The sequence below is a fragment of the Coprococcus sp. OM04-5BH genome (genome assembly GCF_003482105.1).
Classification (GTDB): Bacteria; Bacillota; Clostridia; order Lachnospirales; family Lachnospiraceae; genus Coprococcus.
In genome coordinates this window covers 439,924-453,215 of record NZ_QULM01000001.1, presented here as the reverse complement: position 1 = coordinate 453,215, position 13,292 = coordinate 439,924, and the positions used below count along the sequence as shown (strand labels likewise).

The window sequence follows — 13,292 nt, the reverse complement described above, 5'->3', positions numbered from 1 at the left end:
TATTCTTACAAAATTGTAAGATAAGGGGGGCTGCACAGCGACAAAAAGCTGACGTTGCATGTCAAGTTTTCATGCAATACTTGACACATCCAATGGTACGACTCACAAAGTGATGGTGTACTTTCCTTGTCCATGTGTCATTTGTCACTTTCACAAAAGAAAAACAACTATCATTAATCGGTCAGATATATAAACTTGTTATTTCGTTAATCGACCGTTCAAGAATGCCGTTACTATCGCAATAGTAACGGCGCCCTTTTTGTTTTAATATGTTATAGGTTACTGAAGCATTACTTAAATCGTGCAGTGAAACCGGTGAACTTGTAGCTGGTGTCATATAAGATTATTTAAGGAATATTCTGGAGTTCGGAGGTGTATCCTTCTTTGTGATTGTCTATATAGCCCTGACTATGCTGAATATCGTAGAGGCAAATCATGGTGTATTCCAGTTTAGTGAAAAGGATTTATTCGAAGTGGCATTAGTAATTCCTGTACTTGACGCGAAGAAGCGTATGCACCCTCCTGCAAAGCTGAACAAATATTGATATTTATAAAAACCGGGGTTTTAGACTTCCCCGGTTTTTATTTGCCTGATTTTTATTTGTCTGATCTTATTTTCCTTAACTTTTTGCCCGGTGCTTTATTTACTATATATATCCCTGCACATACAAGCACAAGTGCAATGATAGCGTTGATACCGAGGGAGCTGTCTTCCCTTAAAAGAACTGCCGACAGCAGCACCCCGAAGACCGGATTCATAAACCCGAATACCGACACCTTAGATACGGGATTATACTTAAGCAGAATCCCCCACAGAGAATAGGCAACAGCCGATACAAGAGCAAGATAAATAAGCATAGCCACGGAAGCTGCACCAGCAAGCTTAATGTGTCCTCCAAGGATAAGCCCGGCGGCGGTCATTATCACTCCACCTATGATGAACTGATATCCGCTTAACATTACCGGATCATATTTCTTTGAATAGCGTTTTAACAGCACGGATGAAAATGCATATGCTACTGTGGACAGCAATATGAAGCCCTCTCCGTTTAAGTGCATGTTCATATCTATTCCCGAGCCTGTTATATTTACCAGTACTACCCCGGCAAATCCTATGATACATCCAATGATCTTCCCTGCTCCTACATGCTCCATCTTAAGCAGCACTCCCGATACGAATACCACAACAAACACGTTCATTCCCTCTATTATGGATGCTTTTACACCGGTAGTATGGGCAAGACCTATGTAGAAGAACATATACTGTAACACTGTCTGAAACAATGAAAGGCTGAGCACCTTAGGAACAGCCTCTGCCTGAGGGTATATGAACTTTCTCTTCATTATGCTGCCTATGGTTATGGCAGCAACCCCAGCCAGGGTAAATCTCATGCCTGCATATAATATCTGTGACGCGGTGTCACCTGCGGCTATTTCTGAGAATCCATATCCAAGCTTTATACAGGGAAATGCACTTCCCCACAGCAGGCAGCACACCAACGCCCCAAGCCATACGACTACTGTCTTCTGCATTTTCTCTTCTATATTTTGTTTCTGTTGGCTGTTATTTTGTGATAATGTTTTATTTGTCATGATGTGTGTCTTTCTTTGCTATGATTAAGTCAAATGTTCATAATCTATATAATATTTATTCTAATCTATCCTTTTACCGTACAAATGTCAGGGCGAAGCAGGTATACTCTCCTTCCACGCTCCGTACGGATATGCTGCCACCCATACCCTCTACTATAGATTTAGTGAGGGACAGCCCTATTCCTACGCTGTTTGGATTTACTTCTTTATGTACACGATAAAAACGCTTAAAGACATTTGCAAGCTCCTTCTCAGGAATACCCATGCCCTGATCCTTAACATGTATTCTGGTAAAAAGATCGTTGTTTTCCACTTCAATAGTTATACTTGTATTCTCAGGAGAGTAATCCGAGGCGTTTTTAAGAAGATTGATCAATGCTTCTGTAAGCCATTCTCCGTCGCACACCAATTCTGCGTCATCATCACAGATCACATTTACGTTCTGGTTCCGCTTATCTGTAAGATACCTTACACTTTCAGCCGCCTGATCACATATAAGCTTCACATTTCCCGGAGTCCGCTCGAATTGTATCGCCCCTGCCTCTATTCTGGCAAGCTTAAGGAGGGACAGCACCATCCATTCCATTCTGTCGAGCTGGTTCTTGGACTCCTTAAGCATCTGCTTTCTCTTCTCAGGTTCGGCAACCTTGTCATCAAGGAGCAAGTCAACAAATACATTCAGGGAAGCCAGTGGAGTCTTCAACTGGTGGGATATATCCGAGATTATGTCCCTTAAGAATATTTTCTCATCCATTTCCCGCTGCTTGCTCTCTCTGAGATAGGAAACCATCTTATAGAAATTGGTGTAGAGTATTCCGGTAGTGCCCTGACAGTACTCTTCCTCTGCCAGTTCACCATCACCCTCAACCACATCTATCATTTCTCCCGATACTTTCTCCATGTCGTTGTAGGCACGGTCAAGCATTCTGTACCCGAATATCACTATAGCCGCAAGTCCCACCAATATAACGGCCATCACCTCAAGGGTTTCCCCCCATCCATATCCGATCACTATACGCATTACGATCAGGCACACTAAAAGAAGGCTTATGGAAATAAGCCCGCTTCCGATGATGTATTGTTTTCTTTCGTATAAACTCTTCATATGGTTAATCCTGTGGTGTATCTTCTACTGCCACCTTTTCCCTTAGTGTCTCTTCAAGGGCAGTAAATTCCGGAATAAAACTATCCCTTATAAGTATTACCAGTTCGTCAATTTCATCCTCATTGTATATATGAACCGACACGTTACGCTTCTTTAACATAAGCAGCCACGCAGCCTGATCATTTACAAATCCCACCTTATATCCGAGCTGTAGGATTTCCCTTGGTGAACCTGTCTCTGCTTCCTCCACTCCGTGTTGTTTAAGCACTGCCTGGAGAGCCTTCCATGCCAGTTCAAATGTAAGGTTAAATTGACCTATAACACCCATTCTATATATATCGTTTTCATTAGCCTGCTCAAAATCCGCACTTTTTAATACAGCTAGACAATTTGAAAAATTCTCAAGCTTTTTCATAAATAGTCACCCCATCTCTTTTTATTTCATTCTTTAATCCTTCAGTAACATTTGTATCCATCTGAACCATATCAAAGGTCAGAAGAGAATGTGTTTTTTCTTTAATATCCCAATAAAACGAGTCAAAATCTCCCCCATACACCGCTATATCCACATCACTTCTATTTCCATTATCCCCCCTGGCTCTGGAACCAAAAAGTACAACTTTTTTTACAGCATTATCCTCTGCAAATGTTCTGATATCTCTTATAACTCTATTTGGAAGATTGATCTGCATACCTCTTCACCCTTTCACAAACCTATAGCCTACACCCCTGACAGTCTCTATACACGCTGCGTCCTCTCCCAGCTTGGTGCGGAGTCTTTTCATGTATACCGACAGGGTATTATCATCTATAAATGCACCGTCTATATCATACAGTCTGTCCAGAAGTGCCCGTCTGGTGAGGACAATGCCCTCATTTGACACCAGCTCCTTGAGGAGTCTCAGCTCACTCTTGGTGCACTCTATCTGTTCATCCCCAAGATAAAGTCTGAACTCGTCCACTGCAAATCTATGTCTGCCTATATAGTAAACTGCCGGCTTCTTCTCTCTTGTCATGTCGTAGCGTCTGAGGTTTGCCGCGATCCTGGACATAAGCTCCTTAACTCTGTAGGGCTTTGCTATATAATCATCCGCCCCAAGCTCCAGTCCCTGAACTATATTGACCTCCTCCGACATGGCGGTAAGAAATATTATGGGAACTCTCACACCCTGTCCACGAAGAGTCGTGCAGAAGTCGTATCCTGTTCCATCAGGCAGCATTACATCAAGAAGGATAAGGGATACGTCATCAGAGAACATCTCCCCTGCCTTCTTTATAGTATCTGCATGTCTTACCTCATATCCCTCTGCAGACAAAGCATATTCAGTTCCCATAGCCAGTGCGAAATCATCCTCCACCAGCAATATTGTCCTCTTCTCCATACAACTCCCCTTCAATCTGCGTCTTAAACGTACAGCTAAAGTTTCTTATACTTTATCAAAAACTTATAAAAGCTTTCATAACAATATATAAGTCCAGACAATAGTAACATTTTTCGTCATGAGCTTTTGCCTTAGCTACCGGCACCAAGCCAACTGTTTGAGCATGGATACAATTCATTGTATTCATGCGAGTTTTGGCGGCTGCCGGTTAATAAGCGAGGCAAAGCGAATAGAAAAATTTACGTGTCTGACTATATATTCGTTATGTAAGCGATATATCTTTGTAATAGATATAAAAACTTCAGCTACATATCTATGACCTCATTATACACATCCCGCTTTGGCACGCCCCTGTCCACAGCAGCCTGCTTGATGGCCTCCTTCTTGGACATACCCTTATCCATATACATCTTCACATGCTCCACCACAGAGATTTCGTCATACTGCTTCTTTTCTGCTTCGGCAAGTGCCTCCGGATCCATGCCTTCAACTACTATGACATATTCACCCCTTGGATCATTTTCCCTGTAATAGTCTATTGCCTCTGCAAGTGTAGTAGGCTCCACGGTCTCATGCTTCTTTGTAAGCTCCCTGCATAAGGTTATCCGTCTGTCACCCAAAGCGTCATAGAGATCCGCCAGGGTCTTCTTTAATTTGTGGGGTGCCTCATATATTATCATTGTCCTTGTTTCGTCCTGAAGCTCCTTAAGTATCCTCTCCCTCTCCTTCTTGTCATAAGGGAGAAATGCCTCAAAGGCAAATCTTCTCGTCTTCTGCCCGGATATTATAAGTGCTGTGATACACGCACAGGCTCCCGGCACAGAAGTAACCGTGATCCCCGCCTCAAGGCTCTGTCTCACCAGCTCTTCTCCGGGATCCGATATACCCGGTGTTCCGGCGTCTGTTATGACCGCAATATTCTCCCCGGCAAGCAGCTTCTCCACCAGATATGCCGCTTTGTCGTATTTGTTGAACTCATGGTAGCTGGTCATTGGTGTCTTTATCTCAAAATGATTAAGAAGCTTTATGCTGTTTCTGGTATCCTCCGCAGCTATCAGGTCTGCTTCATTAAGTATCCTTACTGCCCGATAGGTCATGTCCTCAAGATTTCCGATTGGCGTAGCAACCAGATAAAGTGTTCCACTCATTCTTCTAATTCTCCATATTTATCAATTTCATGCCTTCATAGTTAAGGCTGCTCTGCAGGCATTTTTACAAAGCCGGTCAATGCTTCGCCTGTCCCTCATATGTGGCCAGCAGCTGCTCTGTGTAACTGCCATCCCTGTTATACACTATCATAGGTGGTGCGATCTTTATCATGGAACCGCCGTTTTTCACCGCCTCTATAAGCACCATATTAGGTTCCTTGTCTATATACGGGTGTACAAGCTGCATTCTCTTGGGCTCCAGCTTCGCCGCCGATAACTCTGCAAATATCTCTGCAAGCCTGAATGGCTTATGCACCATATAAAAGCTTCCACCCGGTTTAAGCAGATGTGCCGCAGCCGCCACAACATCCTTAAGGGTCACCAGTACCTCATGTCTTGCGATATTTTTTGCTTCATAGGGATTGTCAAGTCCATGATCTCCCTTTATATATGGTGGATTTGATGTTACAACGTCAAAGGAGGCCTTGCTGTAATTACAGCCGACCTCCTTTATATCTCCATTATCTATCCGGACAACATGTGCCACGTCATTTAGAAGTACACTTCTTGACGCCATCTCCGCACATTCCTTCTGAATCTCAACACCGATAAAACGAGGATCACCTGTAACTGTACCATCACTGCCCGGAGCATATCCGTCCTTGGCCGCCAGAAGGAGCGGTATAACTCCTGTTCCGGTTCCCAGATCAATATATCTCGCACCAGGCTTATGTCTGACAAAATTTGCAAGTAAAACTGCGTCCATTCCGAAACAGAACATCTTTCCGTTCTGTATTATCCTGTAGCCGTTGCACTGCAGATCATCTATCCGTTCGTCGGTCTTTAGATTAATCATCGAACTTTGATTTTCCTCCCTTGTCCTCAAGAGCCTCAAGAGCCTTATACTCTGCATCGCTCAGTCTCTCTGAGTTCTTCTTTCTCCTAGGCTTGAACTTAAGCTCCTCTATCGGATATGTTACTACTTCCTTGTTGTCATCCTGATCAGTGATTATGACATCAACCTTCTGTCTCAGGACATTTACAGAGCGAACCTCTCCCTTGACTCCATCCATGGTTCTTACGGTATCACCCACATTAGGAAGCTTGCCGTTCAGATACTCGTAGGTATCCTGCTCGTGCTTAAGGCAGCACATGAGTCTTCCGCACACACCTGATATCTTGGTAGGATTTAAGGACAGATTCTGCTCCTTTGCCATCTTGATAGATACCGGCACGAACTCTGACAAATGCTTGTTACAGCAGAGTTCTCTTCCACATATTCCTATTCCGCCCACGATCTTGGTCTCATCTCTGACGCCGATCTGACGAAGCTCTATTCTTGTTTTGAATACTGACGCAAGATCCTTTACCAGCTCTCGGAAGTCAATCCTGCCGTCTGCTGTAAAGTAAAAAAGGACCTTATTATTGTCAAATGTATATTCTGCCTCAATAAGCTTCATGTTAAGCTTATGCTTGGCGATCTTCTCAAGGCAGATGTTAAATGCCTTTTTTCTCTTTTCTTTGTTTTCCTCGTACTTTACCTTATCCTCAGGTGTAGCGATCCTTATTACGGGCTTGATATTTGAAGAGAACTTAGTCTCATCAAGCTCTCTTCTCCCAAGTACAACCTTTCCGTATTCTACACCTCTTGCGGTCTCAACTATAACGAAATCAGACACCTCAACCTTCTTATCCTCAGGGTCAAAGAAATATATCTTGCCGTTAGGTCTGAAACGTACACCTATTATTTCCTTCATTATTTGTTCTCCTTCATTGTAAGAAGCATAAGTTCCATGGCTATATCAAAGTTGACATTTGCCTCAAGTCTGATCTTTGCCTTGTCCATGGCTTTTATTACATTTTCAATGCCCTCATATGAGATATGTGATGACTGCTTCTTGATATCACCCACATATTCCTTAAACATAAGTCTGCCTGGATTTCCTGTTACCTTGAGCATAAGGATATCCCTGTACCACATCATCATCAGATCTATGTAATCTCCAACCTTAAGCTTATTGTGGTTCATATTTTTTATGGCAAATATCACGTCGTCCACAGCCATATCGTTAAGCTTTCTCATTACACGGACAACGTCTTCCTTTATCTCCCTATAATCCTCGCTGCTGGCAAGTCTTATTGCCTTTCCCAGATTGCCCTGGGCAAAATCCATGCAAAATCTTGCTCTTTCGTTGTCCAGGTGTAACACTGTCTCCAGATATTCCATAATGTCATTCTCACGCACAGGCTTTATGTTCAGCACTATACATCTTGATACTATGGTCGGAAGCAGCTTCTCCATATTCTCTGTAAGAAGGATTATTATGGCATATGCCGGCGGTTCCTCTATGGTCTTAAGTAATGCATTCTGTGCCTCAGGTCTCATAAGATGAGCGTCATTTATAACATATATCTTGTATCTGCTGCTGTACGGCTTTATATCAATATCATTGATAAGCTGCTCTCTTATCTCGTCTACGGATATAAAATTAGGCTTATCATGGGTAATCCATACCACATCCGGCTGATTGCCCGTCTCGCTCTGAAGACATGATTTGCAATGGTTGCAAGGCTCTGTGCCACCCTCTTCGCACTGAAGAGTCTTGGCAAGGGCTCTGGTAAGAGTCTTCTTTCCGCTTCCGTTCTCACCATTTATGATATATGTCTGGGAAACCTGCCCCAGCTCTATACTTTTCTTGAAATGTTTGATTATGTCCTCATGCCCTATTATCTCTGTAAAATCTATCATGGCACACACCTCTTTTCTTTCAAATCCGCTGTATGCTATTCTAAGCCCAGCTTCTTCTCGATATTAGCTACTATTATATCATGAATTTCCTGTACCTGCAAAGCTGCGTCCACCTTGAGTATCCTCTCCGGATATCTGTCTGCCAGATCTCTGTATCCGGCCACTACTTTCTTATGAAAATCAACGCTTTCTCTCTCCATTCTGTCAAGCTCTGCCTGATTTTTCTTTCTGGCAAGGCCCACTTCTGCGTCAAGATCCATAAGGATAGTCATATCCGGCATGATCCCCTGAAGTGCAAATTCATTTACCTTGTACACTGTATCTATTCCAAGGCCTCTTCCAATGCCCTGATATACGGCAGATGAATCCACAAAACGGTCTGCGATCACTGCGGTTCCCGCCTCAAGTGCCGGCTTGATATTTTCCTTAACAAGCTGTGCCCTGGCTGACGCATAAAGCAACAGCTCCGTCATATATCCCATTTCTGTGAAGTCCTTGTTTAATATGATCCCTCTTATGGCTTCACTGATATCATTTCCCCCCGGGTCTCTGGTCAGGAGGATGTTGTATCCCTTATCTTCAAGGTATTTCTTAAGTAAATCTATCTGGGTGGATTTGCCTGCTCCGTCAGGTCCCTCCATGGTAATAAATATTCCCTTTTTTGCTGTCATGTCCGTGTATTTCTCCTAATTAGAATGTGCACATGCACTCCATATCTTATCATAATATTGTTTACGTTTCATTGTAACAAATATTGCTGTGTAATACCAGTGGTAAGTGAGAGGGAATTAATGATAGCACTCATCAAATGCCGGTCGCATATATTCTATCTGTCCGCGGGACAATCCATATTCCCTCGCCAGTCTCTCCCAATTATCCCTGACTGTGGTCATGATCTCCGCCGCCAGCTTCTCAGCATTATCTTTTGAAATACCAAAGCGGTCGGCTGTATTAATAGCCAACTGAGCAGAAATACTATTGTCATTATCATCTACCAGAAGCGACAACTCGTCTCCATACGGAACAGGATTTACATCATACAGAGGAGATAGCTTCCACCCATTTTTTGAAAATATAAATGCATGGTTTCTAAGGTGGTCGTCAGTATTGGTAACAGCCATATTAAATACTATCCTTTTCCACAGTTCCAATAAATCCGCCTTAGGGTTTGCTCCATGTGCCTTAATGAATGAAGCAATATCAAGATAACTCGTTCCATCCTCTGCAGACGCACCATCTGTTTTCCCGAGCAATGTCATCGCAGAGGCAAAATGTATTCTCCTATTGCCATCCCTGTCAAAACGCCTTACAAGAAATGTACTTCCTAGTTTTGAGAACTTTTCTAATTTGGCTTCCGGCACATTCAACCCACATAAATCTGCCAGATCATGAACCACTTTTTCCCATGCTCCGGTGTCACTTTCGTCATTCTTCGATGGAAACTTCGCTATCCAAAGTCCACCTTTAACATCTACAACTGTTGCCTTCGGTCTGGCTCCGCCCAAAGAAGATCCCGGCTTTATCAGCTGGTTGATCCACTGGTCTGCAATTCCACTTTCGTCATTTTCATAATTCCTTGAAGCTTCTTCCAATGTTCTAAGCTGTGCCCAGGGTGGTGTTGAATTTTCTTTATCATCAGAGAGAAATGGTCCAGCCGGATCGAGCTTAAAACGAATTCCTCCCATTCTTGTCTCATCATACACACCAAGCAGAAAATCACTGTCATACAGCTTTCTTGGCTTTCTTCCTTCTTTTCCCGCAATAAGACGCTCCCTTTTATTCATAAGCACACGTCCCCACCTATCAGGTGAAGCATCTGCAAACACTCCAAATATCTTCCTGTCCATTGGAAATTGCCGTCCCACAAACGGTTGCAACTGTGGATCAAGACTGGTTCCCATTTTATTTTTAGCAAGCCATTCTGCGTCATATTCAAAAGAATAAGTTTCTCCACCCTTTATGACACCAACGTACAATTTTCCAATCAAAACAGGATCATCTTCTGAAAAATCATCATATACATAAATGATTTTTTCATCTATCGCCATTAATCTTTCCTCCTTGTTGCACGCTTTCTGGTCATAAGCTTAAGATCCTGCATTTGTCTTCCCATTTCGTCATCCTTAGCCACAAGAAGTAATTCTGAGTCCATACCTCCCAGAGCATGTAAAACCGCGGCATAAATTCCGATTGCAACTGCCGGGCTTCCCGACTCAACCTTCCATAATGAAGTTCTGCTGATACCCGCACGCTCTGCCACAAGCTCTGCGGACAGATCCCGTCTCAGCCTCGCCAGTTTTATCTGCTCCCCCATTGTCCTCAATATATCTTCTGTTGCGGGTAATATATTATAAACTGCTTTCTTCATTCATATCATCCTCTATCATTTTAATGTTTACTATTATATACATTATCGTGATTGTAGTCAATAATAGTGAACATTAAAATGCATTGCATTTCACGCAGCACCTGACAACATAAGTATTAACCTATTAAGCGTCCAATATGCCTTTACCGGCTTTACTTTACACATTTAAGGTATATCTCCGGCTCTTTCCCGGCGAAATGTACTCCGGTCATATTTAACCCTGCATCAACCATTTCCTGTATCCGGGATATTACATCTTCACATATCACCTCTCCCGGCACCACCACAGGTATCCCCGGCGGATAAGAGAATACATATTCCATGGCAATCATTCCCGCTGCCTCCGAAAGCCTTACAAGCTCTGCATTATCTGCAGATTTCTCCGCCTCAGAAGGTGACCACTTCATATCAGGAACAGAAAGTTTGTCTCTTACTTTATTTCTCTCAGGTTTTTCCTCTTCCCCTGCTGGCTTTTCTTCATGGTCAATTTCCTTTAACGCAGCAAATAATCTATCGAAATCCTTCTCTTCATCCATAACCGAAGTTATAAGTATCACATATGAGCCTGCTGCCATCTCCACCACAAGTCCATATCTGTCATCAAGTATCTGCTCAAGCTTCCTGCCACCCATGTCTGTGAAGATAACCAGTCTGGTGTCATCATAAATCCCTTCAAATGGTTCAAACAATTTCAGGTTCTTAAGCCCTGACATTTTATTCCGGAACCCTTTGATATTCTCCCTGTACTGTACCCATATCTGCGGATTACAAAGCGCATAGCCCACCGCCTTTTCTATGCTCTGGACAAATAAGTATGACGGTGATGAGCTCTGGAATATCTTAAGATATTTCTCCAGCCTATCCACATATTTTTCATTATTTACGTGGATGAGTCCGGTCTGTGTAAGTGCCGGCAGTGTCTTGTGAGTACTTTCAATATATATATCCGCTTGATTTCTGCCAGCCACATCTAATTTATCTCCAGAAACCACATCAGTACATACATCCTCTTTATCTCTGTCCGACTCATCAATCCTGTTACAGAACCTATTATAGAACGGAAGATGTGCCCCATGGGCTCCATCAACGATCAGAGGAATGTCCGGAACTTCACTATCATTTTCCGAATTTGGCGGAATTGTTTTCATCATCAGTCCACAAGCCGACTTTATGGCTGCTTTTATGGCGGAAATATCTGAAATAATTCCCTCATATGTAGGTGAGGTTATCACCACTGCCTTAGGGACAATACCTGCTTTGAGCAGTCCGGACACCTCCGCCTTAACAGCCTCAGGATCTACAGCCATGCATATGCCATGGCTTTCCACATCAGAAACTATATAATGAGGTATAAGTCCGTTGATGGTAATGGCGTTATATACTGATTTGTGGCAATTCCTTGCTACTATTATATGATCCCCGTAATTCGTACAGGCATATATGGCGGCAAGAACACCTCCGGTGGAACCATTTACCATCATGTATGTTGCCTTCGTGCCATAAAGCTCCGTCAACTCCCTTAGGGTCTCCTTCATGAACAGCTCAGGATCGTGCATGTCATCAAGCCCTCTCGCCTCAGTGAAGTCCCTCCTCATCATGTTGTCGAAGAAATCATCACCTATGGACTTCCTTTTGTGCCCCGGCATATGCCACGGATATTTGCCATTTTCTGTATACTGTTTTAATGCTTCATTTATGTATTCCTTCATAACTATCCCTTCGCAACTAAACAACAGCCTGTTTTCATGGGGCATTTAACACTTTCATTTCATCATTCACATCCAAATACGGCATACCATTACATATGTTCATCCTCTCCAATTTACAGCAGCTTACTCCATGGGATACTTTATTCCCCACGCTGCCCTAAGCTTATCCATGGTAGTCATAAGCTCAAGGGTATCTTTGTGAGGCATTTCAACCGGCTCAATATAGCCATGCTCTATGGCAGCTTGGGCACTCTTAAACTCGTACTCATAGCCGGATATCTGGTTCGGTGCCGCGTCAAAATGCTGCACCAGCTCGTTATCCTTGCTGTACACATCTATCGCCACCGGGCAGGTGAACTCCGTCACCTTTATATATCCCGACTCGCAAAACAGCGTAGCAGTGCGGTCTGTGCCGTACATCGTAGTTGCCGTAGCATAGGCAGACACACCATTCTTAAACATGCAGATCATAGTATCAAATGCGTCCACTCCTGTCGCAAATTTTCCTGCTGCCGAAACTATCTGCGGAACATTTTCACCACATATATACCCGGCAAATGCCAGCGGATATATACCTATATCAAGAAGTGCACCACCTGCAAGCTCAGGCTCCACTATCCTCTCGTTTTTCTTTATGTCGTACCCGATATTTACAGTTATATTTGTTAATTTGCCCAGGAACCTCTGGTCTATAAGCTGCTTTATGAGCAGCCATGAAGGGTTGTATCTTGACCACAGGGCTTCACCGCAGAACACCTTCTTCTCCCGGGCAAGATCAAGAACCTCCTTCGCAGTGGCTCTGTTATATGAAAATGCCTTCTCCACCAGACACGGCTTGCCTCCGTTTATACAGAGCTTAGCGTGCTCCGCATGGTGAGAGTGAGGTGTGGATATGTATATCAGATCCACATCCGGGTCGGAAGCCAATTCCACATAATCGGTATATATCTTCACTGCATGATATTTCTTTGCAAATTCTCCTGCACGCTCTTCACTTCTTGAGGCAACCGCATACACCTGAAAATCCTCAAGCTTCATAATAGTTTCCGCAACCTTTGACGCGATAGTTCCCGCTCCTAAAAAACCTATCTTAAACATATAAATCTCCTCCCGGCAATCATATTTTTCTTTTGAATTATCTTCAATTATCATCTTTAACAATAAAGCCACAAACAATCAAACTGCAAGCAATCAAACTGCAAACAACCAAGCCATGTTTATTTAAACCCCATTCATTT

15 protein-coding genes are annotated in these 13,292 nt (G+C 43.1%); 1 reads left to right on the top strand and 14 read right to left on the bottom strand.

What is annotated here, in order from left to right; all coding sequences use genetic code 11:
* Nucleotides 1-386: 386 nt before the first annotated feature.
* A complete protein-coding gene (locus DXB54_RS11800; RefSeq protein ID WP_158578156.1) occupies nucleotides 387-545 on the top strand; it encodes a hypothetical protein in 159 nt (52 codons plus the stop codon).
* Nucleotides 546-597: 52 nt separating this feature from the next.
* Here DXB54_RS11800 and DXB54_RS01995 read toward each other — a convergent pair whose 3' ends face one another.
* From DXB54_RS01995 to DXB54_RS01930, 14 genes are all read right to left on the bottom strand, one after another.
* Entirely contained in the window at nucleotides 598-1,533 is a 936-nt protein-coding gene (locus DXB54_RS01995) for a DMT family transporter (RefSeq protein WP_021938346.1), read from the bottom strand.
* A gap of 133 nt (nucleotides 1,534-1,666) precedes the next feature.
* On the bottom strand, nucleotides 1,667-2,698 hold the full coding sequence (locus DXB54_RS01990; RefSeq protein ID WP_118694087.1) for a sensor histidine kinase: 1,032 nt from the start codon (nucleotides 2,696-2,698) through the stop codon (nucleotides 1,667-1,669).
* 4 nt (nucleotides 2,699-2,702) lie between these two features.
* Nucleotides 2,703-3,113: an HI0074 family nucleotidyltransferase substrate-binding subunit gene (locus tag DXB54_RS01985; RefSeq protein WP_118694086.1), complete on the bottom strand. Its 411-nt coding sequence runs from the start codon at nucleotides 3,111-3,113 to the stop codon at nucleotides 2,703-2,705.
* Entirely contained in the window at nucleotides 3,100-3,390 is a 291-nt protein-coding gene (locus tag DXB54_RS01980) for a nucleotidyltransferase domain-containing protein (RefSeq protein WP_118694085.1), read from the bottom strand. Before DXB54_RS01980 ends, DXB54_RS01985 begins: the two co-directional genes overlap by 14 nt.
* 6 nt (nucleotides 3,391-3,396) lie before the next feature.
* Nucleotides 3,397-4,080 (bottom strand): response regulator transcription factor, encoded by a 684-nt coding sequence (locus tag DXB54_RS01975; protein ID WP_118694084.1) that lies wholly within the window; start codon nucleotides 4,078-4,080, stop codon nucleotides 3,397-3,399.
* Between the two features lie 305 nt (nucleotides 4,081-4,385).
* Nucleotides 4,386-5,228, bottom strand: a complete 843-nt coding sequence (gene rsmI, locus DXB54_RS01970; RefSeq protein ID WP_021938350.1) for a 16S rRNA (cytidine(1402)-2'-O)-methyltransferase — start codon at nucleotides 5,226-5,228, stop codon at nucleotides 4,386-4,388.
* 76 nt (nucleotides 5,229-5,304) lie between these two features.
* A complete protein-coding gene (locus DXB54_RS01965) occupies nucleotides 5,305-6,084 on the bottom strand; it encodes a tRNA1(Val) (adenine(37)-N6)-methyltransferase (protein WP_021938351.1) in 780 nt (259 codons plus the stop codon).
* Nucleotides 6,077-6,985 carry a PSP1 domain-containing protein gene (locus DXB54_RS01960; protein WP_118694083.1) on the bottom strand — a complete coding sequence of 303 codons (909 nt, stop codon included), beginning with the start codon at nucleotides 6,983-6,985 and terminating at the stop codon, nucleotides 6,077-6,079. The genes DXB54_RS01965 and DXB54_RS01960 overlap by 8 nt, the downstream gene beginning before the upstream one ends.
* Nucleotides 6,985-7,977 carry a DNA polymerase III subunit gene (locus DXB54_RS01955; RefSeq protein WP_021938353.1) on the bottom strand — a complete coding sequence of 331 codons (993 nt, stop codon included), beginning with the start codon at nucleotides 7,975-7,977 and terminating at the stop codon, nucleotides 6,985-6,987. Before DXB54_RS01955 ends, DXB54_RS01960 begins: the two co-directional genes overlap by 1 nt.
* A gap of 35 nt (nucleotides 7,978-8,012) precedes the next feature.
* Nucleotides 8,013-8,648 (bottom strand): dTMP kinase, encoded by a 636-nt coding sequence (gene tmk, locus DXB54_RS01950; RefSeq protein ID WP_021938354.1) that lies wholly within the window; start codon nucleotides 8,646-8,648, stop codon nucleotides 8,013-8,015.
* A gap of 117 nt (nucleotides 8,649-8,765) precedes the next feature.
* Nucleotides 8,766-10,025 carry a type II toxin-antitoxin system HipA family toxin gene (locus tag DXB54_RS01945; RefSeq protein WP_118694082.1) on the bottom strand — a complete coding sequence of 420 codons (1,260 nt, stop codon included), beginning with the start codon at nucleotides 10,023-10,025 and terminating at the stop codon, nucleotides 8,766-8,768.
* Nucleotides 10,025-10,345 carry a helix-turn-helix domain-containing protein gene (locus DXB54_RS01940; protein WP_021938356.1) on the bottom strand — a complete coding sequence of 107 codons (321 nt, stop codon included), beginning with the start codon at nucleotides 10,343-10,345 and terminating at the stop codon, nucleotides 10,025-10,027. Before DXB54_RS01940 ends, DXB54_RS01945 begins: the two co-directional genes overlap by 1 nt.
* Nucleotides 10,346-10,497: 152 nt before the next feature.
* The gene (locus DXB54_RS01935; protein WP_158578154.1) at nucleotides 10,498-12,054 is read right to left on the bottom strand and encodes an aminotransferase class I/II-fold pyridoxal phosphate-dependent enzyme; all 1,557 of its coding nucleotides are present in this window, start codon (nucleotides 12,052-12,054) and stop codon (nucleotides 10,498-10,500) included.
* Between the two features lie 123 nt (nucleotides 12,055-12,177).
* Nucleotides 12,178-13,152, bottom strand: coding sequence for a Gfo/Idh/MocA family protein (locus DXB54_RS01930; protein ID WP_021938358.1), 975 nt, complete (start codon nucleotides 13,150-13,152; stop codon nucleotides 12,178-12,180).
* Between the last annotated feature and the right edge of the window lie 140 nt (nucleotides 13,153-13,292).

What these genes read in the sequence shown, in the direction of transcription:
- DXB54_RS01995 (WP_021938346.1), bottom strand. Translation starts at nt 1,533, where the DNA reads ATGCAGAAGACAGTAGTCGTATGGCTTGGGGCGTTGGTGTGCTGCCTG.
- DXB54_RS01990 (WP_118694087.1), bottom strand. Translation starts at nt 2,698, where the DNA reads ATGAAGAGTTTATACGAAAGAAAACAATACATCATCGGAAGCGGGCTT.
- DXB54_RS01985 (WP_118694086.1), bottom strand. Translation starts at nt 3,113, where the DNA reads ATGAAAAAGCTTGAGAATTTTTCAAATTGTCTAGCTGTATTAAAAAGT.
- DXB54_RS01980 (WP_118694085.1), bottom strand. Translation starts at nt 3,390, where the DNA reads ATGCAGATCAATCTTCCAAATAGAGTTATAAGAGATATCAGAACATTT.
- DXB54_RS01975 (WP_118694084.1), bottom strand. Translation starts at nt 4,080, where the DNA reads ATGGAGAAGAGGACAATATTGCTGGTGGAGGATGATTTCGCACTGGCT.
- rsmI (WP_021938350.1), bottom strand. Translation starts at nt 5,228, where the DNA reads ATGAGTGGAACACTTTATCTGGTTGCTACGCCAATCGGAAATCTTGAG.
- DXB54_RS01965 (WP_021938351.1), bottom strand. Translation starts at nt 6,084, where the DNA reads ATGATTAATCTAAAGACCGACGAACGGATAGATGATCTGCAGTGCAAC.
- DXB54_RS01960 (WP_118694083.1), bottom strand. Translation starts at nt 6,985, where the DNA reads ATGAAGGAAATAATAGGTGTACGTTTCAGACCTAACGGCAAGATATAT.
- DXB54_RS01955 (WP_021938353.1), bottom strand. Translation starts at nt 7,977, where the DNA reads ATGATAGATTTTACAGAGATAATAGGGCATGAGGACATAATCAAACAT.
- tmk (WP_021938354.1), bottom strand. Translation starts at nt 8,648, where the DNA reads ATGACAGCAAAAAAGGGAATATTTATTACCATGGAGGGACCTGACGGA.
- DXB54_RS01945 (WP_118694082.1), bottom strand. Translation starts at nt 10,025, where the DNA reads ATGGCGATAGATGAAAAAATCATTTATGTATATGATGATTTTTCAGAA.
- DXB54_RS01940 (WP_021938356.1), bottom strand. Translation starts at nt 10,345, where the DNA reads ATGAAGAAAGCAGTTTATAATATATTACCCGCAACAGAAGATATATTG.
- DXB54_RS01935 (WP_158578154.1), bottom strand. Translation starts at nt 12,054, where the DNA reads ATGAAGGAATACATAAATGAAGCATTAAAACAGTATACAGAAAATGGC.
- DXB54_RS01930 (WP_021938358.1), bottom strand. Translation starts at nt 13,152, where the DNA reads ATGTTTAAGATAGGTTTTTTAGGAGCGGGAACTATCGCGTCAAAGGTT.